General features: G+C 64.7%; 21 protein-coding genes. 8 read left to right on the forward strand and 13 right to left on the reverse strand.

Annotated elements, in window-relative coordinates:
- Nucleotides 1-140: 140 nt before the first annotated feature.
- A complete protein-coding gene (locus tag FQV39_RS06660) occupies nt 141-1,043 on the reverse strand; it encodes a GNAT family N-acetyltransferase (protein WP_149129576.1) in 903 nt (300 codons plus the stop codon).
- A 455-nt stretch (nt 1,044-1,498) separates the two neighbouring features.
- Here FQV39_RS06660 and FQV39_RS06665 point away from each other — a divergent pair, with 455 nt between their 5' ends.
- From FQV39_RS06665 to FQV39_RS06685, 5 genes are all read left to right on the forward strand, one after another.
- Nucleotides 1,499-3,448, forward strand: coding sequence for a PrkA family serine protein kinase (locus tag FQV39_RS06665; RefSeq protein WP_149129577.1), 1,950 nt, complete (start codon nt 1,499-1,501; stop codon nt 3,446-3,448).
- Nucleotides 3,449-3,467: 19 nt separating this feature from the next.
- Nucleotides 3,468-4,775 carry a YeaH/YhbH family protein gene (locus FQV39_RS06670; RefSeq protein ID WP_149129578.1) on the forward strand — a complete coding sequence of 436 codons (1,308 nt, stop codon included), beginning with the start codon at nt 3,468-3,470 and terminating at the stop codon, nt 4,773-4,775.
- An 11-nt stretch (nt 4,776-4,786) separates the two neighbouring features.
- Complete coding sequence (locus tag FQV39_RS06675) at nt 4,787-6,337, forward strand: SpoVR family protein (protein ID WP_149133702.1); 1,551 nt, start codon at nt 4,787-4,789, stop codon at nt 6,335-6,337.
- A gap of 478 nt (nt 6,338-6,815) precedes the next feature.
- The gene (locus FQV39_RS06680) at nt 6,816-7,202 is read left to right on the forward strand and encodes a hypothetical protein (RefSeq protein ID WP_149129579.1); all 387 of its coding nucleotides are present in this window, start codon (nt 6,816-6,818) and stop codon (nt 7,200-7,202) included.
- Nucleotides 7,203-7,213: 11 nt separating this feature from the next.
- Complete coding sequence (locus FQV39_RS06685; protein ID WP_149133703.1) at nt 7,214-7,402, forward strand: DUF3008 family protein; 189 nt, start codon at nt 7,214-7,216, stop codon at nt 7,400-7,402.
- A gap of 224 nt (nt 7,403-7,626) precedes the next feature.
- Here FQV39_RS06685 and FQV39_RS06690 read toward each other — a convergent pair whose 3' ends face one another.
- The 11 genes from FQV39_RS06690 to FQV39_RS06740 all read right to left on the reverse strand — a co-directional run bounded on the left by FQV39_RS06690 (nt 7,627) and on the right by FQV39_RS06740 (nt 18,971).
- Nucleotides 7,627-7,950, reverse strand: coding sequence for a hypothetical protein (locus tag FQV39_RS06690; RefSeq protein ID WP_149129580.1), 324 nt, complete (start codon nt 7,948-7,950; stop codon nt 7,627-7,629).
- A 113-nt stretch (nt 7,951-8,063) separates the two neighbouring features.
- Nucleotides 8,064-8,546, reverse strand: coding sequence for an HD domain-containing protein (locus FQV39_RS06695; protein WP_248313270.1), 483 nt, complete (start codon nt 8,544-8,546; stop codon nt 8,064-8,066).
- A 122-nt stretch (nt 8,547-8,668) separates the two neighbouring features.
- Nucleotides 8,669-9,709, reverse strand: coding sequence for an ABC transporter ATP-binding protein (locus FQV39_RS06700; RefSeq protein WP_149129581.1), 1,041 nt, complete (start codon nt 9,707-9,709; stop codon nt 8,669-8,671).
- Nucleotides 9,706-11,286: an ABC transporter permease gene (locus tag FQV39_RS06705; RefSeq protein ID WP_149129582.1), complete on the reverse strand. Its 1,581-nt coding sequence runs from the start codon at nt 11,284-11,286 to the stop codon at nt 9,706-9,708. The genes FQV39_RS06700 and FQV39_RS06705 overlap by 4 nt, the downstream gene beginning before the upstream one ends.
- A gap of 55 nt (nt 11,287-11,341) precedes the next feature.
- Nucleotides 11,342-12,349 carry an iron ABC transporter substrate-binding protein gene (locus tag FQV39_RS06710; protein WP_149129583.1) on the reverse strand — a complete coding sequence of 336 codons (1,008 nt, stop codon included), beginning with the start codon at nt 12,347-12,349 and terminating at the stop codon, nt 11,342-11,344.
- Between the two features lie 279 nt (nt 12,350-12,628).
- The gene (locus FQV39_RS06715; protein WP_149129584.1) at nt 12,629-13,657 is read right to left on the reverse strand and encodes an SIS domain-containing protein; all 1,029 of its coding nucleotides are present in this window, start codon (nt 13,655-13,657) and stop codon (nt 12,629-12,631) included.
- A complete protein-coding gene (locus FQV39_RS06720) occupies nt 13,650-14,606 on the reverse strand; it encodes a carbohydrate kinase family protein (protein WP_149129585.1) in 957 nt (318 codons plus the stop codon). Before FQV39_RS06720 ends, FQV39_RS06715 begins: the two co-directional genes overlap by 8 nt.
- Complete coding sequence (locus FQV39_RS06725) at nt 14,606-15,673, reverse strand: ABC transporter ATP-binding protein (RefSeq protein ID WP_149129586.1); 1,068 nt, start codon at nt 15,671-15,673, stop codon at nt 14,606-14,608. The genes FQV39_RS06720 and FQV39_RS06725 overlap by 1 nt, the downstream gene beginning before the upstream one ends.
- Nucleotides 15,673-17,190, reverse strand: coding sequence for an argininosuccinate lyase (argH, locus tag FQV39_RS06730; protein ID WP_149129587.1), 1,518 nt, complete (start codon nt 17,188-17,190; stop codon nt 15,673-15,675). The genes FQV39_RS06725 and argH overlap by 1 nt, the downstream gene beginning before the upstream one ends.
- A 6-nt stretch (nt 17,191-17,196) precedes the next feature.
- On the reverse strand, nt 17,197-18,039 hold the full coding sequence (locus FQV39_RS06735; protein WP_149129588.1) for a carbohydrate ABC transporter permease: 843 nt from the start codon (nt 18,037-18,039) through the stop codon (nt 17,197-17,199).
- Nucleotides 18,039-18,971, reverse strand: coding sequence for a carbohydrate ABC transporter permease (locus FQV39_RS06740; RefSeq protein ID WP_149129589.1), 933 nt, complete (start codon nt 18,969-18,971; stop codon nt 18,039-18,041). Before FQV39_RS06740 ends, FQV39_RS06735 begins: the two co-directional genes overlap by 1 nt.
- 30 nt (nt 18,972-19,001) lie before the next feature.
- On the opposite strand from FQV39_RS06740, the gene FQV39_RS34095 reads away from it, so the two are divergent.
- Nucleotides 19,002-19,127, forward strand: coding sequence for a hypothetical protein (locus FQV39_RS34095; protein WP_282570258.1), 126 nt, complete (start codon nt 19,002-19,004; stop codon nt 19,125-19,127).
- Nucleotides 19,128-19,239: 112 nt separating this feature from the next.
- Here the strand turns inward: FQV39_RS34095 and FQV39_RS06745 are convergent, their stop codons facing one another.
- Entirely contained in the window at nt 19,240-20,469 is a 1,230-nt protein-coding gene (locus FQV39_RS06745; protein WP_248313271.1) for an extracellular solute-binding protein, read from the reverse strand.
- Between the two features lie 193 nt (nt 20,470-20,662).
- On the opposite strand from FQV39_RS06745, the gene FQV39_RS06750 reads away from it, so the two are divergent.
- Both FQV39_RS06750 and FQV39_RS06755 read left to right on the forward strand, forming a co-directional pair.
- On the forward strand, nt 20,663-21,922 hold the full coding sequence (locus tag FQV39_RS06750) for an ROK family transcriptional regulator (RefSeq protein ID WP_149129591.1): 1,260 nt from the start codon (nt 20,663-20,665) through the stop codon (nt 21,920-21,922).
- Nucleotides 21,923-22,143: 221 nt separating this feature from the next.
- Complete coding sequence (locus FQV39_RS06755) at nt 22,144-24,573, forward strand: fimbria/pilus outer membrane usher protein (RefSeq protein WP_187640188.1); 2,430 nt, start codon at nt 22,144-22,146, stop codon at nt 24,571-24,573.
- The last annotated feature ends 36 nt before the right edge of the window (nt 24,574-24,609 follow it).

The raw sequence follows: 24,609 nt of genomic DNA on the forward strand, positions 1-24,609 counted from the left end.
GGCCCTGAACAATCACCGGTCTTCCTCGTTTCAGCCCGGTCTCCGGCAGGCTACCCGCGATGAAGCAATGGCATCGTCCGAGGCGGGCGCAAAAGGCAGCGAGATCGCTGCTTCGGGTCTGACCACCGGCAGATGACCGATCACATGAAGCCTGGATTTCGCGGCAGATACTGCGTCCAGTCGCCATAGCCGGGCGATGCCATCAAGAGCATTGGAAAGCTGATCCGCATGCCTTGATTGACCGCAAGGCTCAAGGCGCTGTCGCATGTGCCCGGCAGAAACGCCGAAACCTTCTCAACGGAGCGATCTGCCGCCAACCTCAACGCAGTCGCAAAGGCATCGCGAAGACTGTCAGGTCGCCTGACTGCGAGGGGGCCGATGTGCCCGTTGGAGCTGATGTAGCTGTAGCCGATGCTGCCGCTGCCGGCGTAGAGCAGAACCCCTGTAATCGCCGGGTCGCTGAGCAAGTAGCGGTGATGCTTTTCCCGCGAGACGCCTATGGCGCAGGTATCGATCTCGGCAAGTTTTTCCATGGTCGTCGTGCTGCCGTCGATCGCGATAGCTCGCAATGGCGGCTCCGGCAGCGCCTGCGTCACCCGTTCGCGTGCGGCGTTGAACAAGTAGATCGGCATCTTGGGAAAGAGGCCGTGCCGCATGTAAAGGCCCTGCGAGACACGGTTGAAGGTGAACGTAATCAGCGCCTTGTGAATTGCTCCTGATTTCCGGGCGTGCTCCATGGTTCGTTCCATTAGTTCGTTTCCGATACCCTGGCCCTGTCGGGCGGTATCGACGAACAGCTGGGCGAGGAACCAGACATCCCCGCAAACCCAACTCCAGGCAAAGCCGAGTATCTCCCCTCTGTCCTCAGCGACCCATAGGCCGTCAGGGTCGTCCTGGAGCGAGAACAGCTGAAAGCTGGGAGGGCTTGCCATCGCCATCGGGCCGAAGCCATGCCGAACGGTGAGATCGTTGATGCTAGCAACCACCAAAGCGTCGGCCGCGGCCAGATCATCCGCCCGAGCTGGTCTACAAACAAGCGACATTGTGTCACTCCGGCACAGGTTTCGGGACGGGGTGCGGGCAGCCGTCCCAATCATACCGGTTCTCACGATCGCAGTCTCGGACACTGCGGATTCCGCTTTCGGCTCCCCGGGGCGGTCAATTGAGGGCCCGATTTGAGTTGAATACATGGTCGTTTACGCCCATGCTTATTGTTGGCTCTGCGGCGGCAGGATAGCGGCCGGTGTCCAATCGCCGTCGCAAGGGCAATGACCGCGCTCACCGCCAAGATGGCACGCGTGATGCATGTATCGTCAAGGCGCGGGACAGCTGCTTGTAAACAGTGAGAGGTCGGCCGCGTGAACGCATGACTGCCACGACGGCGTCTGTGTCGTCGTCTTAGAGGGCGGCCATGCATTGGACAGGAACTTGCGAGACCATCATCGGTTGAACGTTGAGGGTCGTCGTCGAGGAGACCACCAATCGGTGGAAGGCTGCCATGATCGAGCGAGACAGCGATGTTTTCCGCTTATTCTCTGAGGACTACCGAAGCTATTCGCAGGAGGAGATGAGCCTGCAGGAATACCTGCTGGCTTGTCGCGAGGATAAGTCGATGTATGCCTCCGCGGCCGAGCGGATGGTCGATGCGATCGGGAAGCCGACATTGCTCGACACCAGCAAGGACGAGCGGCTCGGCCGGATTTTCGCCAACAGGACCATCAAGATCTACCCCTCCTTCGCCGATTTCTACGGCATGGAAGATACGATCGAGCGGATCGCCGGCTATTTTCGCTATGCTTCACAAGGGTTGGAGGAGCGCAAGCAGATCCTCTACCTGCTCGGGCCGGTCGGCGGCGGCAAGTCCTCGCTGGCGGAGCAGCTCAAGAAGCTCATGGAGGAGCGACCGTTCTACACGCTCAAGGTGGGCGGCAAGATCAGCCCTGTCTTTGAATCGCCGCTGGGGCTGTTCCATCCGGAGCGCATGGGCGGTCTCTTCGAGGACAAGTACGGCATCGCGCGGCGGCGGTTGAACGGCCTGATCTCGCCCTGGGCGGCAAAGCGGCTGGACGAATTGTCCGGCGACATTTCCAAGTTCAGCGTCGTCAAGCTGATGCCGTCGCGGCTGCGCCAGATCGCTATCGCCAAGACCGAGCCGGGCGACGAGAACAACCAGGATGTTTCGACGCTCGTCGGCAAGGTCGACATCCGCCAGCTCGAGAATTTCAGCCAGTCGGACCCGGACGCCTATTCCTACAGCGGCGGGCTGAACCGGACGACGCAAGGCCTGCTCGAATTCGTCGAGATGTTCAAGGCGCCGATCAAGGTGCTGCATCCCCTGCTGACCGCGACCCAGGAGGGCAGCTACAACGGCACCGAGAACTTCGGTGCCTTCCCCTATCAGGGCATCGTGCTGGCCCACTCCAACGAGTCCGAATGGCTGCAATTCAAGAACAACAAGAACAACGAGGCGTTCCTTGACCGCATTCTGGTGGTCAAGGTGCCCTATTGCCTGCGCGTCACCGAAGAACGGGAAATCTACGAAAAGCTGCTGCGCGAGAGCGAGCTGGCCGGCAGTCCCTGCGCACCCGAAGTGCTCGACATCCTCAGCCGCTTCACGGTCTCGACCCGGCTGGCCGAGTTCGAGAACTCGCCGCTTTACACCAAGATGCGCGTCTATGACGGCGAGAACCTCAAGGAGCTGGAGCCGAGGGCCAAGGCCATCCAGGAGTATCGCGACGCTGCCGGCGTCGATGAGGGCATGACCGGCGTCAGCACGCGCTTTGCCTTCAAGATCCTCTCACAGACCTTCAACTACGACACCGAGGAACTCGCCGCCGACCCCGTGCACCTGATGTATATCCTGGAAGGGGCGATCAAGCGCGAGCAGTTCCCCAAGGAGACGGAAGCGGCCTATCTCGACTTCATCAAGTCGGAGCTTGCCGCGCGCTATGCCGAATTCATCGGACACGAGATCCAGAAGGCCTATCTGGAGTCCTATGGCGAATACGGTCAGAACCTGTTCGACCGCTATATCGCCTACGCCGATGCGTGGGTGGAGGATCAGGACTACAAGGATCCCGATACCGGCCAGATCCTCAACCGGCAGGTTCTGGACAACGAGCTGTCCCAGATCGAGAAGCCGGCGGGCATCGCCAACCCCAAGGACTTCCGTAACGAGGTCGTGAAGTTCACGCTGCGCGCACGCGCCCGGAACAGCGGCCGCAACCCGTCCTGGACCAGCTATGAAAAGCTCCGCGAGGTCATCGAGAAGCGGATGTTCGGGCAGGTCGAGGATCTGCTTCCCGTCATCAGTTTCGGCTCGAAGCAGGACAGCGTGACCGAGAAGCGGCATCATGGATTCGTCGAGCGTATGGTCGAGCGTGGTTATACCGAGCGCCAGGTCCGGCGCCTGGTGGATTGGTACATGCGCGTGAACAAGGCGGGTTGACGTCGGCCCGAGGGTGCCCATGCCCATCTTCATCGACCGTCGATTGAACCCGAAGGACAAAAGCCTGGGCAATCGCCAGCGCTTCCTGCGCCGCGTGCGCAAGGAGCTGAAGCGAAATATCCAGGACCAGATCCGAGCCGGCAAGATCGCCGATGTGGACGGCGAACATGTCGTCTCGATGCCGGCGAGCGAGACGAGCGAGCCGAGCTTCCGCGATGCGAAGGATAGCGGTCGTCGCCAATATGTCCTGCCCGGGAACAAGCATTTTTCTCCGGGTGACCGGATGCCGAAGCCGGGTCAGGGTGGCGGGGCGGGATCGTCGCCGGGCTCGCAGCCATCCGAGGATGATTTTCGCTTCGAGCTGTCGCGCGAAGAGGTGCTCGACCTGTTCTTCGAGGACCTCGAACTTCCCGACATGGTCAAGCTCAACCTCAAGGAAATTCTCGCCTTCAAGCCGCGGCGGGCCGGCTTTTCGGTAAGCGGGTCGCCCACCAACATCAGCGTCGCGCGCACCATGCGGAACAGCCACGGCCGCCGCATCGCGCTCCGGCGGCCCAAGCGCGAGGAGCTCGAGGTCATCCTCCGGGAGCTGGCCAGCCTCGAAGCCAACCGAGCTGATCCAGAGATCTGTCGGCGCATCGCCGCCCTGCGCGCGGAACTCGACCGGCTGGAACGCCGGCGCAAGGTCATCGCCTTCGTCGACCCGGTCGATATCCGCTTCAACCGCTTCGACCCCCAGCCTCAGCCTAACGCGAACGCGGTCATGTTCTGCCTTATGGACGTCTCGGGCTCCATGGGCGAACGCGAGAAAGACCTCGCCAAACGCTTCTTCGTCCTGCTGCATCTTTTCCTGAAGCGGCGCTACGACCGCACCGACATCGTCTTCATCCGCCATACCCACGAGGCTCAGGAGGTGGACGAGGAAACCTTCTTCTACAGCACGCAGAGCGGCGGCACTGTCGTCTCGACTGCGCTGAAGGAAATGCAACGCATCATCAAAAAGCGCTATCCCAGCCGGGAATGGAACATCTACGCCGCCCAGGCTTCGGACGGCGACAATCTCGCCACCGACTCCGAGCATTGCCTGTCGCTGATGGATGCCGAGATCATGCGCCTGTGCCAGTATTTCGCCTATGTCGAGATTATCGACGAGCGCGAAAGCGAGATCTTCGGCTCCACTGACAACGGGACATCGCTCTGGCGCGCCTATCAGGCCGTCAAGGACAGGTGGTCGAACTTCGACATGAGCCGCATCGCCAAGGCGGCCGACATCTATCCGGTCTTCCGTCAGCTCTTCACCAAACAATCGGCACTGCAGCGCGACTGAAAGGAGCGCCGATGCCCAGGCACGCGCCCAGACCCGACTTGCTGTTTTCCGGTTCGGACTGGAACTTCCGGACGCTGTCGCGTGCTTACGACGTTATCGAGAGGGTTGCGAAGGATGAGCTCCATCTCGATGTCTATCCGGTCCAGATGGAAGTCATCTCCTCCGAGCAGATGCTCGACGCCTATTCGTCCATCGGCATGCCGCTGATGTATCGCCACTGGTCCTTCGGCAAGCATTTCATTCATCAGGAGCTGCTCTATCGCAAGGGCGGGCGCGGGCTCGCCTATGAACTCGTGATCAATTCCAACCCTTGCATCGTCTACCTCATGGAAGAGAACACCATGGCCCTGCAGGCCCTGGTGACGGCGCATGCGGCGCTGGGCCACAATCACTTTTTCAAGAACAACTACCTGTTCCAGCAATGGACGGATGCCGGCGCCATCCTGGGCTATATGGATTTCGCCAAGGGCTTCATCGCCCGCTGCGAGGAAAGGCACGGCTTGGCGGCGGTGGAAGCCGTTCTCGATGCCGCCCATGCCCTGATGGACCAAGGCGTGTTCCGATATCGCCGCCCTCCGAAGCTCTCTTCGGCCAAGCAGCGCGAAGGACTTCGCGAGCGGCTGGAGTACGAAGAGCGCTCCTACAACGATCTGTGGCGCACCATCCCGCGCTCGACGGATGGCAGCAAGCCCGACGAGACGGAGGATACGGTCGCAGAGCGGAAGAAGGCGCTCAATCTCCCTGAGGAGAACCTGCTCTATTTCCTTGAAAAAAATAGCTTAATCCTTGAGCCCTGGCAGCGCGAGATCCTCAGAATCGTCCGGGTCATCGCGCAGTATTTCTATCCCCAGCGGCAGACGCAGGTGATGAACGAAGGCTGCGCGACCTTCGTGCACTACACGGTCATGAACGCACTGTTCGACCAAGGCCGGATCAGCGAAGGCGCCATGCTGGAAATCCTGCGCAACCACTCGAATGTCGTCTTCCAGCCGGCCTTCGACGATCCCCGCTTTTCCGGCATCAATCCTTATGCGTTGGGCCTGGACATGATGCAGGATATCCAGCGTATCGCGACCGAGCCCACGGCGGAGGATCGTGACTGGTTTCCCGAGATCGCGGGAAAGGGCGACTGGCGCACGATTCTGCTCGACGCCTGGGCCAATCACCGCGACGAGTCCTTCATCCGCCAGTATCTCAGTCCGGCTCTGATCCGAAAATGGCGGATGTTCGTGCTGTCCGACACGGCGGACGATCGCTTCTACACTGTGGCCTCAATCCATAACGAACGCGGCTACGAGCACATCCGCGCCGCGTTGGCCCAGAGATACGATATCGGCGCAAGCTATTCGGACATCCAGGTCGTGGATGTGGACCTGCTCGGCCAGAGGCATCTGCGTCTGCAGCACAGGGTCAACAACGGCATCGTGCTGGAAAACACCAGCTGCGATGCGACCCTGCGCCGTATCCATGAGCTTTGGGGTTACGAGGTCAGCCTGGAAGGCGTCGACGCGCAGACGGGAGCCACGCTCTACGAACGGTCCAGCAGTCAGCTTACTAAATAGCTGATCTGTCCAGGTCTAGAGTCTGCCGATTTTACACGGAACCGCGAGTCATCCCGGCCGGAGCGAAGCGGAGAGCCGGGATCCATGCCTGAACCTTGATCGGAAACGCTTCGGCATGGATCCCGGGTCAAGCCCGGGATGACGTCGTGGTTCCATGTAAACCCAGCACGCTCTAGGACGCCGAAGAAGCGCGACAAGCCCAAAGAGACGCGGCTCGATGCATCTTCGCGGAGACTCTTCACCAAAACCGCGGGAACGAGCCGTACCGCGCAGCCGGATCAGCGGGACAGGTCTGATATCGTCGTTCATTGATCAGAATGAGCGCGAGGGCGCCGCAATACCCCCAGGTCGCAACGAAAGCACCGCACCGGCCGCAGACGACTTCGACCTCCGGCTTGAGAATGCTCGGAAGCGAGACATGAGGAGAGCCACATGTCTCGCAGCGAAACGCGTTCTGATCCATGCCGAACCTCCCGGCTTGCTGGATATTCGTCGCGGCAAGCCGCGTTCCAGTTCATCGTCGCCGCGTGATGCTCCGAAGCGCGGCTTGCCGGGCAACCGCCTTCGAACGAGGCCGATATCATCGCCCCTCACCGGGCGGCACCGGCTTCAGGTTGCCGGAACCGACGTCAGCAAGGCTGGTCTGCGCGATCAGGTCAGACAAGCGATGGTCCTGTTCCGGGACGGGCAGAACAATGTCGCCAGCATCAATGAACGGATCGACCGGATCGAGGCGGCTTCAATGCCGCCTGACGGAATGAAGCGCCGCCGCAGGGTGGTCCGTGTGACGGCCTGCTTGGTCGAAACATCGCTGCGGACAGGGAACCTGGGTCCGTCGCCGGGGTTCACTCGTTCATCCAAGTGAAGGAGGACGACATGCCTGCAAAATCAGCCTCTCAGCAGAAAGCCGCCGGCGCTGCGCTGGCCGCCAAGCGCGGCGATATGAAGAAGAGCGAACTCAAGGGCGCTTCGAAATCGATGGAAAAGTCGATGAGCGAAAGTGAGCTCGAAAAGATGGCTTCCACCAAGCGCAAGGGGAAGCCCGAGCACAAGGCGAAGCACTGAGAGCCTCTCTCGAAACGCTACTCCAGCGGCCATCTGGCTCGCCGAAGCGGCTTTCGAGACAGACTCTGAGAGCGGATGATTATCCGCTCCTTCAGCCGAGATCGCGGCTCAGCCGCTCTTCAGCTTGCCAAGATTATCCGGCAGTCCCGCGATTGGGAGGGCATCCGGTCTGGGCAAGCTATCGGCTTGTTCAGGTCCGGGACAGTTCTCGCCCTTATGCGCCATCACCAGCGATCGTAGTAGTCGCGGCGATAGCCATGGGCTGGCGCCCAGGGCGGCGGGCCACCGTAGCGGCGTCCGTAGCCGTACCCCTCGCCGTACCCGTACCCACCACGATAGCCATGACGGCGCTCAGAGTAGCGCTGGCGCTCCATGTTCTCCTGAATGATCATCAGGCGTTCACGCTTGGCCTCGCTCATCGTGAATTCGACCGCCTGCTTGTCGAGGCGCTGAGCAACGTCTCGGGGCAGCGCCTCGCCGGCGTGAACTGACGTCAACGAAGCGGCGACACCGAAGCCGACGAGGGCTGTGATTGCAAACCGACGCATGGGAATCTCCCTTTTTTGCTCTAGCCAGTAGAGCAGTCAGTTATGGAACGCGGCCTGAACAGGATTGTTCGCGAGCGTTCATCTTCCCGCTTCGGCTCTATCCGTTGGGCGGATCATCTGGCATCCAGGATATCCAACGCGCCTTCGTACTTGGCCAGGAGTTTCTTTCGCTCATCATCCGGCAGCTTCGCCAAACGGGTCCTGTCGAGATTGTCCTTCAGATCGGCGATTTTGACCGGCCGTGCCATCTCGTTCGCCCCCGCCCGTTTCACAAAGGCCCGATAGTCCTCGTCATCGGGCCTTGTCAGCGCCAGCACCGCTTCCACGATCGGATCGGAGAAGCCTTCCCGCCGCAGATCATCCGCAGTGATGTCGCTGTCCTCAAGAACATCGTGAAGGACCGCCACGATCGCGCGCTTCTCATCGCCTGAGCGGATGAAACCCAAGGCGACTCTCAGCGGATGCGTAATGTAAGGCGCCCCTGCCTTGTCCCGCTGACCGGAATGAGCCTCCGCAGCAATCTCGATAGCGCGTTCAAGGCTGCTCATCGCTCTTTGCTCCCTGACGCCGGGCTGATGCGTGGCCTCAGCCTTCATGCTTGCCCCCCCAAGAGGGAGAACACGATCGGCCGGCCTGCGTTCCCGCGGGAAAGGATGGCTGATGGCGGCAAGCGTTCAGGGGCGCGATATACTATGGCCTAGGTTCGCGCTCGGCCCCATCAGGAGCCGGGCAGCAGGAACGGCGCACCCTTCACCGAAACGAAAACGGTCTGTCCGATCTGCGGCCGCTCCATGCTCGAAACCTGTGCGGTGAAACGGATTTCCCCGCCGCCCTGGTTCGTCCGCAATGTCACACTGCATTGTGCGCCCCGGAAAGCGACGTTCTCGATGAAGGCTTCAAGGCCCGGACCCGCCGGCGATAGCTGGAACTGCTCCGGCCTGAGCATGATGGTGCCCGCCCCGTGGCGGCCGCCCGTCTCGGCTTCGAACGCGCCGAGCCCGCAGGAGACGCCCCCCTTTTCGATCTTGGCCTCGAACAGGACGGCGCTCCCGAGGAACAGGGCTGTTTCGACATCCGCCGGCTGCCAGTAAAGCTCGGCCGGTCGCCCTGATTGCGCCAGCCGGCCTTCACGCATCACCGCGAGCTGATCGGCGAAGGACAGCGCCTCGCCCTGATCATGGGTGACCAGGATGGTCGTGATGCCGGCTCGGGCGAGCACACGCGCCACAGCCTGCCGGACAGTCTCCCGCAGCCCCGTATCGAGCGCGGAAAACGGCTCGTCGAGCAGCATCAGGGCCGGCTTCCGGGCGAGCGCGCGGGCAAGCGCGACACGCTGCTGCTGCCCTCCGGAGAGTTCGTGCGGCCTGCGGGTCAGCATCGCGGCATCGAGCTCGACGAGCTCCGTCAGCTCGCGCAATCGGGCCGCTCGATCCGGCTCGCTTCGCGGGATGCCGAAACCGAGATTGCCGGCGACGTCGAGATGCGGGAACAGCGCTCCGTCCTGGGCGACATAGCCGATCCGGCGCCGATGCGCTGGGGCGATCGCCGGCCCGTCGGCGAGCACCTGCCCGTCGAGCGTCACCGTTCCCGCATCGGGGGCTTCGAAGCCGGCGATGACACGCAGCAGCGTCGTCTTTCCCGAGCCGGACGGCCCGACAATGGCGACGCGGCTACCTGTCTCAACGGAAAGGGATACGCGATCCAGCGCTGCCGTCGCGCCATAGCGCTTCGAGACATTCGAGATGACGAGCTTGGTCATGCGCCGAGGGATTTGCGTGCCTGAGCGTGCAGCAGCGCGGTCATCGGCAGCGAGAGAAGAATCATCAGCACCGCATAGGGTGCGGCTTTCGCATAGTCGAGCTCGCTGGTAAGAGTCCAGAACTCCGTGGCCAGCGTTCGGGTGCCGTTGGGAGCGAGCAGCAGGGTCGCCGTCAGCTCGGTTGCCACGCCCATCGCGACCAGCGCCATCGCGGCGGCGACGCCGGGCGCGGCGAGCGGCAGCGTCACCGAAAGAAGTGCCCGAGCCGGGTTGCGGCCGAGCGCCGCCGCGGCCCGCTCCAGCTCGACCGGGACCTGCGCGATGCCAGCACGCAGCCCGACCAGCGCGCGCGGCAGGAACATCAGGACATAGGCGAAGACCACGGTCGCGACCGTCTGGTAGAGCGGCAAGGCGATGCGCACTGTCACGGTGACGAGGGCCAGCGCCACCACCACACCCGGCAGCGCGCCGAGATAACTGTGGCAGCTTTCCAGGAAGCGGGTCACCCGGCCGGGCGCACGCACCGACAACCAGGCCATCGGCAACGCGGCCGCCGCTGCAGCAAAGGCACCGGCAGCGGCATAGCCCAGTGTCTCGGCCAGGGACGCGGCCAGCGCGCCCTGCCGCCAGACCTCCTCTCCCGCGGCCATGAGCCAGTGGGTGAGTGTCAGCGCGGGTACGCCGAGGCTCAGAGCGGCGAAGGCGAGTGGCAATGCCAGAGCCGGCAGTCGCCAGGCACCGAGCCGCTGGCGCGGCGCCGGGCGCGGCGCGCCGGAGCCGAGCCGGGCATAGCGCGCGCCGCCGCGCAGCAGCCATTCGAGCCCGATGAGCCCGCAGCAGCTCAGCACCAGCACGCCTGCGAGCATGTTCGCCGCCGGACCGTTATAGCTCGACTGGAACTGGTCGATGATCGCGGTGGTGAAGGTGTCGAAGCGGATCATGGCATAGAGCCCGTATTCGGCGAGCAGATGCAGCCCGACGAGAAGGCTGCCGCCACAGATCGCAAGCCGCAGCTGCGGCAGAACCACCCGCAGAAGCACGCGTGGCGGAGACTGCCCGAGCGAGGCGGCGACATGTTCCAGCTCAGGGTCGAGCCGGCGTATCTGCGCGGCGACGGGCAGATAGAGGAATGGGAGATAGGCGAGGACCGAAACCAGCACCGCCGCCGGCAGCCCGTGGAAGCGCGGCAGGAGGCTGACCCAGGCATAGGACTGGACGAAGGCCGGCACTGCGAGCGGCGCAACCGCAAGCCAGGACAAGAACTTGGCGCCGGGCATGTCGCTGCGCTCGGTGAGCCAGGCCAGCGCAACCGCCAGCAGGATCGCGGGCGGCAGCGTGCAGAGTTCGAGCAGTAGCGTGTTGACGAGCAATTCGCCGACGCGCGGCCGCCAGATCAGCGAGAAGGCCGTCTGCCAACCGGTCTCGATCGCAATCCAGACAATGAATCCCAGTGGCAGCAGGGCGCAGAGGGAGACGCCTCCGGCGAGCAGCAGCATTGCCCGTCCGGTAAGATTGCGTTGCCGCCTGAGCGGCAAGACCGGCAAAGCCGGCGTATCGAGGGAAAGAGAAACGGTCATGGAAGAATGCGCGTGCGGCGGCATCTCGCACGCGCAGTCAATCGACGCAACCGGCTCAGAGCAGGCCCGCGGCGGTCATCAGCTCGGTGACCTTCTTGCTGTCGAGTTGGGAGGGCTCGACCTTCGGTGCATCAAGCTTGGCGATCGGCTCCAGCCTGGGGTTCGAAGCCTCTCCGTTGCCGATGGCGTATTCGAAGGAGTCGCCCTCGCGCAGGACGGCCTGCCCCTGCTTGCCGCTCATCCATTTCACGAAGGCTTCCGCCTCCTTCTTATGCTTGCTGGATTCGAGCACGCCCGCACCGGAGGTGCTGAGGAAGGCGCCGGGATCCTGGCCGCGGAAATAGTGCATCCCGACATTGCTGCTGTTCTCAGCCGTCTTCGCCTGATCGCCGAAGTAGTAATAGTGGTAGATCACCGCGCCCTCGACCTCGCCGGCATTGACCGCCTTCATGGCGACGCTGTTGCCGCGGTAGGCGCTGGAGTTCTCCTTCATTGCCTTGAGCCAGTCGCCCGTGACCTTCTCGCCCTTGAGGACGAGGAGCGCGCCGACGATCGCCTGGAAATCGGCGCCCGATGGCGAGGCCGCCCAACGCCCCTTCCACTTGGCGTCGGCGAGGTCGAGCATCGACTTCGGCAGATCGGCCTCCTTCAGCTTGCGCTTGTCGTAGGCGAAGACAGTGCTGCGCGCGGCGACGCCCGTCCAGCGCCCGCTCGCGGGGCGAAACTGGGCCGGCACCTGTTCGAGGACATCCTTGGGCAGCGTCTCGAACAGCCCGGCCTTCTCGACCAGCACCATGGCCGGCGAGTTCTCGGTGACGAAGACGTCGGCTGGCGAGGAGGCGCCTTCCTGGACGATCTGGTTGGCGAGTTCGGTATCCGAGCCCTTGCGGATCGTCACCTTGATGCCGGTCTCCTTGGTGAAGCCGTCGGCCCAGGCCTGGGTCAGGCTGGCGTGCTGGGCGTTGTAGACCGTGATCCCGTCCTGAGCCCGAACCGCGTTCGCCGCGGCGAGTGTGACGGCGAGAACGCCGATCCGAAGAGCACGGGACGGATATGACGCCATGGTGACCTTCTCCTGCCAACGCAGTTCGTGAGCTGGGCCGGCGTTAGATTCCCAAGCGTCAAAGCTGTCAATTATTATCGTCTAGTTTATAATCTTTCGAAACAATACAACCTACCGACAGGCACTACTTCCGGGCCTTGCTTCACCGCCCTGCCCCTCGACGTGATCTTCAACGAGCTGGCTGAGCCTGGCGGAGTGCCTTGATCCCGGCACATTCAGCATTGTGATTGTCGCGGACACCCTGCTTGGCCGAGCCGGATGCGCGACGATAACGCCTGCTCACACGGTCCGCGTCACCTTGGCCAGATGGGGCGGCCGATCGGGATCGAGGCCTCGGCTTTCCGCCAGAGCAGCGACCGCGCCGTAAAACGCACGGGCTTGCGCCAACGGTAGCAGCGGGGCTGGCAGCGCAGGCGGCAGAGGCAGGTTCCTGCCGTCGACCTCCCCGCTCGCGCCGGCATAGCGCAGATCGGCGCCGAGCTGCGTCAGGGCGGATGCGGCAGCAGCGACGCTCGTGCTGCCCTCGTCGCCGGGGTCCAGCGCCAGCGCCGGGAAGCCCGGCTCAACCAGAGCCAGCGGACCGTGCCGCACCTCGGCGGCACTGAAGGCCTCAGCGTGGATCCGGCAGGTTTCCTTGAACTTGAGCGCGATCTCCTGTGCGATGCCGAAGCTCAGGCCACGGCCGATCACATAGAGACTGCGCGCCTCGCGCCAGGCCGAGAGAGCCGGCCGCCAGTCGCAGCGGCCGGCGGCGTCGAGCGCCTCTGGCGCCTGCGTCAACGCGGTCGACAGGGCATCGTCCTGAGTCCATTCGGCGGCGAGATGCAGGAAAGCGAGACAGGTGGCGAGAAAACTCTTGGTCGCGGCGACGCTGTGCTCCGGCCCGGCCCGCAGCGGCACGAGCACGTCGACCATCTCGGCGAGCGGCGAAGCCTCGTCATTGACGAAGCCGACCACGAGCGCGTCGGCGCGCTTGGCCGCCTCGGTCAGGCGCAGAGCATCGGGGCTGCGACCCGATTGCGAGACGGCGATGAACAGGGCACGGGAGAGATCGAGCTCTCCGCCATAGACCGAGGCGAGGCTCGGCCCGAGCGAGGCGACCGGCAAACCGAGCGCAAGCTCGATCAGATATTTGCCATAGGTTGCGGCATGGTCCGAGGAGCCGCGCGCGCAGGTTGCGACGAAGGCCGGCCGCTTGATGCGCAGGCGCTCGGCCAGATCGGTCATGATGGCCGCGTTCTCCGTCCGCTGGCGGAGCGCGACCGCAGCGGCCTCCGCCGCCTCCCGGGTGAGCAGAGCTTCAACCATGGCGGCGCACCGGCGTTTCGAGCAGCTGGTCCGCGAGGTGGGCGACCTGCCGAGGGTCGAGCTTGCTTCCTGTACCACCGACGCTCTGGACCGAAAGCGTGCCGCAGGCGATGCCCTCGGCGAGCGTGCGCTCGGGCGTGTGCCCAGCGAGCCAAGCCGCCAGGAAGCCAGCATTGAAGGCGTCCCCTGCGCCGGTGGTGTCGATCACCTTCCGGCAAGGCGCAGCCGGCAGCGTGATCTGGTCGCCGCCGCAATAGAGCCGCGCGCCAGCGCCGCCATCCTTGATCGCCACCACCGCGAAATGCTCGGCGAGGCGCCGCCCCGCGAGGTCGAGATCGTCGCAGCCGGCGATCACGCAGGCTTCGGCGGCGTTCGGCAGGAAGATATCGACGCCGCTGCAGCGCGCGATGAGATCATGCGAGCGGATCAGCGCGTCATCCCAGCTCGGGTCGAGCGAGACCGTGAGGCCGCGGCGGCGGGCCTCACTCACCAGATCAGGAATCTCGGCCAGCGTCGCGAACTCAGCGATGTGGAGATGGCAGGCGCGGGCATCGCCGAGCGCAGCCGCCAATGTCGCCGGGCGGGCCGGACCGGCGCGACGCGAGAGAAAGGCGCGCTCCCCGTCCTGAACCATCGCGACGGTGAGCTGCGGACCGGCATCGGCAGCGCTTTCGAGAAAGGCGAGGTCGATGCCGCTGCCTTCGAGCGCAGGCCGCAGCGCTTGCGAGATCGGGTCCTCGCCCAGGCGCGCGAGCAGGCCAGAGGGCCGGCCCAGCCCGATCAGATGCGCAGCGGTAATGAAGCCGCCGCCACCGGGAACGACCGCGACCTCCTCGGCGAAACGCTCCTCGCCGAGCCGTGGCATGGCCGCCAGTCCCCGAAAGACGAGATCGCAATAAAGCCGGCCGATGCTCAGCACCAGACCGCCCGGTTGTGGGCGTTCGACCATCACAGGGCCCGCTCGCTCTTGGCATCGAACAGGCGCAGCGCCGATGCCGGAGCGACGAGCTTGACCGCTGCACCGATGGCAGGCGGCTTCTTGGCCGGCGCCGAGGCAAGCAGCAGCCCGCCTTCGGCCTCGACATGCACGAAGGTTTCCGGTCCGAGCGGCTCGACCACGGCAACCGTGCCGGCGAGGACGAGGTCTGCGCCCTCGCCCGGCTCCAGCACCCGCAATTCCTGCGGGCGGACGCCGACGAGGAGCTCGGCCGGAAGCGGACCGGACCAGGCAACCGGCACCTCGCCGAGCTGGAGGGTGCTCCGACCAGCTTCGGAGGTCGCTTTCGCGGGCACGATGTTCATCGTCGGCGAGCCGATAAAGCGGGCGGTGAAGACATCCGCCGGCTTCTCATAGAGCTCCATTGGCGCGCCGACCTGCAGGATGCGCCCGTCGCGCATCACCACGATCCGGTCGGCCAGCGTCATCGCCTCGACCTGATCGTGAGTGACGAAGACGATAGTGGTGCCGAGCCGCTGGTGCAGCCGCTTGATCTCGAGCCGCATCTGCCCGCGCAGCTGCGCATCGAGGTTGGAGAGCGGCTCATCGAACAGGAAGACGGCCGGATCGCGCACCATGGCACGCCCGATGGCAACGCGCTGGCGCTGGCCGCCGGATAGCGCCGAGGGCCGGCGCTCCAACAACGCCGTCAGGCCGAGCACCTCGGCGACCTCCTCGACGCGCTTGCGCTTCTGCGCCTTGTCGAGCCCGGAGGTGTAGAGGCCGAAGGCAATGTTCTCGGCCACGCTCATATGCGGGTAGATCGCGTAGTTCTGGAACACCATGGCGATGTTCCGCTGCTTGGGCTCCAGCTGGTTGACGACGCGCCCGCCGATCGAAATCGAGCCGCCGTCGATCTCCTCAAGGCCCGCGATCATACGCAGCGTCGTGGACTTGCCGCAGCCGGAGGGGCCGACGAAGACGACAAACTCACCATCCTGGATATCGAGGTCGATGCCGTGCACGACCTGCGTCGGGCCATAGCGCTTGACCAGTTTCTCGATCGCAATCCCGGCCATCAGACGGCTCCTGCCAAGGCGGCGAATGCGCCGTTCAACTCTTGCCGCGCAGACTCCTCGCGCTGCGCCGTCGCGGCAGCCGCGTCGTCGGCTGCAGCAAGCTCGGTGCGATAGCCCGCAAGCGCCGCGCCCAGCGCCTTCGGACCCGGCCCGCCGAAGCGCTCGCGCAGGGCGACGAAATTCTCCGGCGAGACGGCGACTACGAAATCCTCCTGGCTCAGGGCGGGCTCGCGGCCGGCGGCATGGCGGAAGGCAGCGACGAAAGCCTCGTAGCCATCACGCTGCAGGTCACCATCTCTGGCGACGACGGCGCGCGCGACCGCCGAGGCGATCTCGTGCGCGACGCGGAACGGCAGGCCCTCGCGGCGCACCAGCGTGTCGGCAAGCTCGGTGATGGTGATGCAGGACCGGCGGATGGTCTCGGCGACACGGCGGCTGTCCACTGCAAGCGTCGGCAGCAGCGCGGCGAGCAGGTCGAGCACGCGCCCACCCGTCTCAAAGGCCTGATAGCCCGCTTCCTGGGTCTCGCCCTCGCTGTCGTTCATGTCAGTGAAAGGCGTGTTGTGGACGATGTCGCGCGCCATGCGGGCGCGGCTCATCGTCTGCGAGGAGAGATGGCGCAGATGTTCGATCGGCACCGGATTGCGCTTCTGCGGCATGATCGAAGAGATCTGCACGAAGGCATTGGGAACATAGATCTGTCCGACCTCGAAGGCGGTCCAGAACTGCAGGTCCTGGATCACGCGGCCGAGATGGAGGAAGACGAGCTCGATCGCGCTGAAGACGCTGGTGACGTAGTCGACCGCAGCGATGCAGCCATAGGAGTTCTGCAGCGGCGCCTTGAAGCCGAGCAGATGCGCGACGCGGTGACGGTCGAGCGGGAAGCCGGATGTGGTGATCGCGGCGGCACCCATCGGGCAGAGATCGAGGAGCTCGCGCGCCTGCATCAGACGCTGGTGATCGCGCAGCATCACCTCGATGGCGGCGGCGAGATAATGGCCTAGCGTCGAGGGCTGGGCTGGCTGGCCGTGGGTATAGGCGACGATCAGCGTCGCCCGCTCGCGCTCGGCCAGCGTCAGCGCGGCCGCAATGACGGCGCGCAGGCGCGCGGCGAGCCGGTCGAGCCGCGGCTTCAGCGCCAGCTTGAACAAGGTGTGGTCGATGTCGTTGCGGGACCGACCGGTGTGCAGCCGGCCGTCATCCTCCGGTTTCAGGCGCTTGCGCAGCTCGGCTTCGACCAGGAAGAAATAATCCTCGACCTCGCCGGTGTAGCTCAGGGTCGCGGGAGCGATTTCCTGCTCGATCGCGGCGAGCGCGCGGGCGATCTCCGCAGCCGTAATATGCGGCAGGATGCCGGTCTCGGCCAGCATCACGAGATGGGCCCGGTCGATGGCGCGGAAGCCCTCGACGTGATGGGTCTTCGCTCCGTCGAAGAGCGGGCGCAGCACCGTCTCCTTGTAGACCGGATCGGGAAAGACGGATGTGTCGCGCAGGCGCGGGTCGGTGTTGTCAGTCATCGGACCTTATCCCTTCAGCCCGGCGAGCACGACACCACGGACGATGTAGCGCTGCAGCACCAGGAAGACGGTGAGCGTCGGCAGGGTGGCGAGCGCCGCCCCCGTCATGATCAGCTCCCATTGCACCTGCGCCTCCACGGCGAAGCTCGTGAGGCCGACAGGGAGCGTGTAGAGTTCCTTGCTCGTCGTCACGATCAGCGGCCAGATGAAGGCCGTCCAGTTGCCCAGGAAGGTGAAGATCGCGAGGGCCGAGAGCGCCGGCGTCACCAGCGGCATGGCGATGCGCCAGAAGATCGCGAATTCGTTGAGGCCGTCGACGCGCGCCGCCTCGAGGAAATCGTTCGGCACCGTCTCGAAGAACTGCTTCATCAGGAAGGTACCGAAGGCGGTCATGAGCCCTGGGAACATGATGCCCCAATAGCTGTCGAGCCAACCGAAGTTCTTGGCCATGACGTACCAGGGGATGACCAGCATCTCGGTCGGGATCATCAGCGTCGAGAGGATGGCGATGAAAACGAGATAGCGGCCGCGGAACTGGAATTTCGCCAGCGTGTAGCCGACCAGGCTGTCGAAAAAGACGTTGGAGAGCGTCACGACGGCCGCGATGCCGAAGGAATTCGCGAACCAGCGCAGGAAGCGGCCGTCCGACAGCACCGTGACATAGTTTTCCAACGTCGGATGCGCCGGGAAGAAGGCGAGATCGTAGATCTCGGAGGAATCCTTCAGCGAGGTCGCGAACATGAAGGCGAGCGGCGTCACCATCAGGAGGCCGCCGCCGAAGAGCAGCAGCCAGGCAAGGATGCGGCCGGGTCCGGTGCGACCGGAGAGCGGCGAGGCGATGGCGCTCATCAGCGATCCCTCAGCAAGCGTAGCTGCAGCAGCGAGACGCAGAGCAGGACGAGAAAGAGCACGACGGTCTGGGCCGCGGCATAGCCCATTTCGAAGGAGGAGAAGGCGGTCTGGTAGATCATCAGTACGAGCGGCTTGGTCGCGTTCAGCGGCCCGCCGGGATCGCTGCTCGTCTGGCTCGTCATGTTGTAGACCTGATCGAAGATCCGCAGGAACCCGATCGAAGAGAAGACGACGAGGAAGATGATCGTCGGCTTGAGAAGCGGCAGGGTGATCCGCCTGAGGATGGCGAGATCAGGGAGCCCGTCGATGCGTGCCGCCTCGTAATAGGTGGTCGGGATGGCGCGTAAGCCCGCGAGGAAGATCACGACCTGGAAGCCCAGCCCCGCCCAGATCGCCGGCGCGAGCACGGCCGGCAGCGCCTGCGTCGTCGAGCGCAGGAAGGGCTGCTGGGGGATGCCGAGCCCGGCGAGCAGGTTGTTGAACAGGCCGATCGGCACCGGCTGGTAGAACCAGCGCCAGACCCAGGCCATCGCCGCCGCCGTGGTGAGGAAGGGCAGGAAGTAGAGCGCCCGGATGAAGCCGTGCATGAAGCGGACGCGGTCGAGATGATAGGCGATCACGAAGGACAGGATCAGGCTCAGCGGCGTACCGATGACGAGGTAGAGGAAGGTGTTGGCGAACACCTTCCAGAATACTGGATCGGTCAGCAGGCGCTCGAAATTGGCGAGACCGACGAAGGCCGGCGGCGTCATCAGGTTCCACCTCGTGGTCGAGATCACGAAGGCCTCGACCGTCGGATAGAAGCGGATCAGCCCGTAGAACAGGATCGGCACGGCGAGGAAGGCCCAGGCCCAGACGACCTGCTTCTGCCGCAGGCTGAGGCCCTGCCAGAGGCGGCCCTGCGCATCGTTATGTCGCGTGAGACTCATTGCAGCTCGAAATGGCTTTGCGCTTACGACTTGTTCGTCACTCCGGGGCGCCGCGAAGCGGCGAGCCTGGAACCCATGAACACGACGCTGTTCCAGCTCGTCATGCTCGCCCTTGCGGCGAGCATCCACGTCTTGAACGCCACCCTGCCCGAATGAAGACGTGGATGGTCGGGACAAGCCCGACCATGACGGAAAGGGCGGTGTTCATGGGTTCCGGGCTCGCGCCTGCGGCGCGCCCCGGAATGACGCTGCGGCTCCAGCGGAACGCTCACTTCTTGTAGAAGCGGTCGAGGATCGCCTGCTCGGCCTTGGCCGCCTCGGCGAGCGCCGCCTTGGGCTCCTGGTTCTGGAGCAGCACGCGGTTGGCCATGTCGAGGATGACCTGGCGCTGCGGCATCTCGTCGACGAACACCGTCGCCTGCGAATAGTTCAGCGCCTTCAGGAACGGGCCGTAAACCGGATGGCCGAGATTCTTCTCGGTCTCGGCCGCGGCCTTGCGCGCCGGCAGCTCGCCGACCGTCTCCAGCCAAAGCTGCATCGATTCCGGCGAGGTGACGAAGGCCATGAACTTTTTCGCCGCCTCGAGCTTCTCGCCCGTCGGCTTGGTGGTGATGGCGTTAACCCAGTAGCTGGCGAAGTTCGACTTCGTCCCGTCCGGTCCGGCCGGCAGCTCGGCGACGCCCCACTCGAAGTTCTTGATGCCGCCGAACGCGCCCAGGCGGAACGAGCCGTCGATCGTCATCGCCGCACGACCGGCGCGGAAGGCGGCTTGGCCCTCGTCCATGAAGCCGGCGAGCCCAACCTTGTGGACGCGCTGGAGATCGGCATACCAGGCCAGCGACTTGGCGCCCGCCTCGCTGTCATAGGTCACCTTGCGGCTGTCGGCGCTGTAGGGCGCACCGCCCATCTGGCGCAGCAGCACCTCGCGCCACCAGTGATAGTCCTGGCCGGGCATGTCGAGCGTGATGCCCGCCTGCAGCATGTTGCCGGCACCGTCGCGCTTCGTGGTCTTCTTGGCGACGTCGAGGAACTCGTCGAGCGTCTTCGGCGGCTTGGCCGGATCGAGCCCCGCCTCCTGGAAAATCTTCTTGTTGTAGAACAGCGCCAGCGAGCGCACCGCCGTCGGCAGGCCGTAATATTCGCCGTCGCGCTTCATCGCCGAGACGATCGGGTAGAATTCCTTCTCGATCATCTCCGGCGGGAAGGCATCGCGCGGCAGCGGCCGGATGACCTTGCCGGCGATGAAGTTGTCGACCCAGCCATAGAAGAGCTGGACCACGTCCGGCCCCTGCCCGGCGGGCGCCGCCGCGACGATCTTGGTCTGGTAGTCGGCATAGGGGAAGGTCGTGTGCTTGACCTTGATATTCGGGTTTGCGGCCTCGAAGCGCTTGATCAGCTCGTTCATCGCCTTGACGCGAGCGTCGAACACATACTGCCAGTATTCGATCTCGACCGCCTGGGCGCGGGCGCCGGCAATGGCGCCGACAGATATCAACATGCCCAGGAACAATCCGCGAAAGCCGCGCATGACCTCTCCCCTCTGGTTGCGACGCCCGTTTCATCCGCTCCCGGCAGGCTGGGCTGTCTGGCGCCATGCTTTTCCCGGCACAGGATCGCTGTCAACAAATTAATTCACTTGAATTGAATTAATAGCCGTCGCAGCTTGTCCCAACGAAGAAGCCCGGTTTCCGATGCCGCACCGCAAGCCTCCCGCAGCGCACAGCGCCGCCCTCGGCGCCAACCCCGAAAGGGCGCGCCACCACAACCGCCGCGTTGTGCTCGAGACCTTCCGTCAGCATGGCCGGCTCGGCCGCTCGGACATCGCCCACCTGACCCGGCTGACCGCCCAGACCGTCTCGAACATCGTCGCCGAATTGCTGGACGAGGGATATCTGATCGAGCTCGGCCGCCGGCGCACGGCGCGTGGCCAGCCGCCGGTCGAGTTCGCCCTCAACGCCGATGGCGGCCTGACAGCGGGCATGGAGATCGCAGCGGACCACATCACCACGGTGCTGGTCGACCTGACCGGGGAAGTGAGGGCACAGCGTGTCGCCCCCCTCCCCGACCTCGCCGTGGAAGCGGTTCAGGCGCTGGCTGCGGGGGAGCTGGCGCGGGCACGAGCGGCGCAAGGGCTTCCGGAGCGCCTGCTCGGCTGCGGCGTGGTGATGCCGGGTCCGTTCGATTTCGAGGGCACGCTTACTGTCGGCTCGACGGCGCTGCCGGGCTGGACCGGCCATGATGTCACCGCGCTGATGAGCGCCGCGCTCGGCACCTCTGTGACGATCGAAAACGACGCCACGGCCGCCGCGGTCGGAGAGCATCTCTACGGGATCGGCCGCAATCTGCGGCATTTCTGCCTGGTCTATTTCGGCCTCGGCCTCGGGCTCGGGCTGATGTTCGATGGCGCGCCCTATCGCGGCGCCTTCGGCAACGCCGGCGAGATCGGCCATATTCCAGTGGTGCCGCACGGCGAGACCTGCATCTGCGGCCGCCAGGGCTGCCTCGAACGCTATGTCTCGCCGTCGGCGCTGCGGGACGTACTGCGCCGCGCCGGCATCGACCAGATCGATGCCGACGGCATCGCACGCCTCCACGCCGAGGGACATCCGGTCGTGACGGGCTGGATCACCCAGGCAGGGGCATTGCTCGCCCCCGTGCTCGGCTTGCTGGAGAACCTGTTCGACCCGGAGACCATCGTGCTCGGCGGCGCACTACCGGACAGCATCATCGACGCGCTGATCGCAGCTGCTGGGCCGTTGCCGCTCTCGGTAGCGCGGCGCGGTGATCGCTCGGTTCCGCGTGTCCAGCGCGGCGCCACGGGCCAATTCACCGCGGCGCTCGGCGCAGCAGCGCTGCCGCTCCTGGACGCGACAGCGCCGCGGCTGGTGCGCAATCCCACAACGGCCGACGAAAACCAGCCCTCGGCGGCCGACGGCGCCGCCCCTTTTTGAGCCCTCCCCCCGGCAACGGGTGTTCTCCACGGGCAGACCGCTCCGGTCCAAGTCCTGCCTTCCGCGGGGCATACGAAGCTTTCGCGCGCGCTCGATGCAGTGGGTGCTGCCTTCGCAGCTTTCGTCGAAATCGGAGGCTCGCCTCACCATCTCGGGGATGACAGAAGCTGGGCCGTTCAATGCGACGCTCCCGGTGGCCTCCGGGCGGTAGGGTCACCATCGTGGCTGCGCTGGTTCTGGGATCGGCGTGCTGGATCTCGTCCCTCGCCAGAGGAGAGGATGTCTCGAGCCGCGATCTGCGTCTGGATGTTCTTCTCGATGGGCAATCCATTGGCCTGATCGGGGCCTTCCGCCAGAACACGAGGGGGGAGATCTCGGCTCGCCGCGACGAGTTGGAGGAGCTGGGTATCAAGGTTCCGGAAGCCGTCACCAGGGACAGGGACGTCGCCCTGCTTGCCATCCCCGGCGTGACATTCCGATATGACGAGGCGGCACAGCGGATCGATATCAGGCTGCCGCCGGACGGCCGCCTTCCGAAAATCTACGACGCGCAACCTGCAAGCGGCACGCCGCTGCCGAAGCCGGATCGCAGCGCGACCGGCGCGGTGCTCAATTACACGCTGTTCGGAAACTCGGAAGACAGGCAGTTCCGCAGCTTCTGGCGCTATCCGACGCTCTCCGCGACTCTCGACGGCCGCGTCTTCAGCCCGATCGGCGTCTTCTCGCAAACCGGGATCCTGAGCGACCAGACCCTCGTCGGCGGGTCGACGGAAGCGCTTCGCCTTGAGACGAGCTGGACCTATTCCGATCCCGACACGCTGCTGACCTATCGCGCGGGCGACATGATTTCGAGCGGATTGGCCTGGACACGCCCCATTCGACTGGGAGGGGCTCAGTTCCAGCGCAATTTCGGCCTGCGGCCAGACCTGATCACCCTGCCGCTGCCCAGCGTGACGGGCTCCGCGGCCGTCCCCTCGACCGTCGATGTCTTCGTCAATGGCACGAAGGCCATCTCGCAGGACGTCGGCAGCGGACCCTTCCGCATCACCAACATTCCCATCCTCACCGGAAACGGCAACGCCAGCGTTGTGGTGCGCGATGCGTCGGGCCGGCAGAGCGAGTCGAGCTTGCCCTTCGTGGTTTCGAGCAATCTCCTCAGGCCCGGGCTGTTCGACTTCTCGGCGGAGGTCGGCGTGCCGCGGCTGCAGTATGGCCTGCGTTCCAGCATCTATGGCGACGAGATCGCCGGATCGACGAGCGCGCGCTACGGCATCACGGACAGCTTTACAGCCATTGCGCATGCGGAAGCTACGCACGGGCTCGGCATGGGCAGCCTCGGCGGCGTTTTCGGGCTCGGGCAATACGGCGTGCTCACGGCCGCCGGTTCCGGGAGCTGGAATGACGGCCGGACTGGCGGCCAATCCTACCTTTCCTTCGAGACCCAGCTCTGGGGCCTGTCCTTCTTGGCCGCATCGCAGCGAAGCTTCGGAGCCTACAGGGATCTGGCTTCGGCAACCGGCGTTCCGCTTGCGAACCTGAGCAGTGGCATCTCGGCCTATGTCGCCACGCCCGGGTCATCAGCGCTATACGGCGACAAATGGGATCGACTGCTGCTGCCGCCGCGCGCGCTCGACAGGGTTTCGATCGCCATGCCGGTGCCCGCGCTCGGGGGAGCGATCAGTGTCGGCTTCGCGCATGTGAAGCCGGTTGTCGGACCAGCCAATCGCATCATCAACGCGAGCTATACCCGGCCTCTGTTCGGAGGCGGCTCCTTCTACGCGACATTCTTCACCGATCTGGCTGATCAGAAATCAGCCGGGGTTTTCGCAGGCCTGTCCTTTCCGTTCGGGACTGCCATCACGACCTCGACCGGCGCCAGCCGCTCGGGCTCGGCCTGGTCGCTGGCGGCGGACATCAACAAGCCGCTGCAACAGGAAGCCGGAAGCTTTGGCTGGCGGATACGCGACGTTGAAGGGCCTGCCGATCAGAAGCGGCGCTCGGCATCGTTCGCCTACCGCGGAAGCAGCGGCCAGATCGAGGCCGGCGTCGCGCAAAGCGATAGCGCCGCCGCCGCCACGGTCCAGCTGGATGGATCGGTCGCGATCGCAGGAGGTGGCATCTTCATCGGCAACCGGATCGACGACGCATTCGCCGTGGCAAAGGTGGGGGTGCCCGACGTGGACGTGCTCTTCGAAAATCGTGTCGTCGCCCGCACCGATGCTTCCGGCAGCGCGCTCATTCCGACGCTCCGCTCCTATCAGGCCAACAAGATCTCGATCGATGCCCGAGGCCTCCCTGTCGATGCATTGGCGGAAACAACCGTGGAAGTGCGTGCTCCTGCGGATCGGGCCGGCGTGGTCGTCGATTTTGGCGTGAGGTCAGCCAGCAGCGCTGCCATCGTCATTCTCCAGGATGCAGCCGGGCGACCGCTCAAGGTCGGTTCGACGGGCGCGCTCCAGCCAGGTCTGAGGGGCACGGGCGCCGCCGCTCCCGAATTCACGATCGGATATGACGGCCGAGCCTTCATCGAGAATTTGGCCGCGGACAACGAGATTGTCGTGCAGTCCGAGACGGGTGGATGCCGCGCCCGGTTTCCCTTCACTCCGCGTGAAAACACGCAGGTCACGATTGGGCCGGTGCGATGCCAATAGCTTCCCGGATTCGCTCACTCTGCATTGCGGCTGCGA

Source organism: Bosea sp. F3-2 (assembly GCF_008253865.1).
Classification (GTDB): Bacteria; Pseudomonadota; Alphaproteobacteria; order Rhizobiales; family Beijerinckiaceae; genus Allobosea.

Coding starts and splice junctions, on each gene's coding strand:
- FQV39_RS06660 (WP_149129576.1), bottom strand. CDS start 1,043: ATGTCGCTTGTTTGTAGACCAGCTCGGGCGGATGATCTGGCCGCGGCC.
- FQV39_RS06665 (WP_149129577.1), top strand. CDS start 1,499: ATGATCGAGCGAGACAGCGATGTTTTCCGCTTATTCTCTGAGGACTAC.
- FQV39_RS06670 (WP_149129578.1), top strand. CDS start 3,468: ATGCCCATCTTCATCGACCGTCGATTGAACCCGAAGGACAAAAGCCTG.
- FQV39_RS06675 (WP_149133702.1), top strand. CDS start 4,787: ATGCCCAGGCACGCGCCCAGACCCGACTTGCTGTTTTCCGGTTCGGAC.
- FQV39_RS06685 (WP_149133703.1), top strand. CDS start 7,214: ATGCCTGCAAAATCAGCCTCTCAGCAGAAAGCCGCCGGCGCTGCGCTG.
- FQV39_RS06690 (WP_149129580.1), bottom strand. CDS start 7,950: ATGCGTCGGTTTGCAATCACAGCCCTCGTCGGCTTCGGTGTCGCCGCT.
- FQV39_RS06695 (WP_248313270.1), bottom strand. CDS start 8,546: ATGAAGGCTGAGGCCACGCATCAGCCCGGCGTCAGGGAGCAAAGAGCG.
- FQV39_RS06700 (WP_149129581.1), bottom strand. CDS start 9,709: ATGACCAAGCTCGTCATCTCGAATGTCTCGAAGCGCTATGGCGCGACG.
- FQV39_RS06705 (WP_149129582.1), bottom strand. CDS start 11,286: ATGACCGTTTCTCTTTCCCTCGATACGCCGGCTTTGCCGGTCTTGCCG.
- FQV39_RS06710 (WP_149129583.1), bottom strand. CDS start 12,349: ATGGCGTCATATCCGTCCCGTGCTCTTCGGATCGGCGTTCTCGCCGTC.
- FQV39_RS06715 (WP_149129584.1), bottom strand. CDS start 13,657: ATGGTTGAAGCTCTGCTCACCCGGGAGGCGGCGGAGGCCGCTGCGGTC.
- FQV39_RS06720 (WP_149129585.1), bottom strand. CDS start 14,606: ATGGTCGAACGCCCACAACCGGGCGGTCTGGTGCTGAGCATCGGCCGG.
- FQV39_RS06725 (WP_149129586.1), bottom strand. CDS start 15,673: ATGGCCGGGATTGCGATCGAGAAACTGGTCAAGCGCTATGGCCCGACG.
- argH (WP_149129587.1), bottom strand. CDS start 17,190: ATGACTGACAACACCGACCCGCGCCTGCGCGACACATCCGTCTTTCCC.
- FQV39_RS06735 (WP_149129588.1), bottom strand. CDS start 18,039: ATGAGCGCCATCGCCTCGCCGCTCTCCGGTCGCACCGGACCCGGCCGC.
- FQV39_RS06740 (WP_149129589.1), bottom strand. CDS start 18,971: ATGAGTCTCACGCGACATAACGATGCGCAGGGCCGCCTCTGGCAGGGC.
- FQV39_RS06745 (WP_248313271.1), bottom strand. CDS start 20,469: ATGTTGATATCTGTCGGCGCCATTGCCGGCGCCCGCGCCCAGGCGGTC.
- FQV39_RS06750 (WP_149129591.1), top strand. CDS start 20,663: ATGCCGCACCGCAAGCCTCCCGCAGCGCACAGCGCCGCCCTCGGCGCC.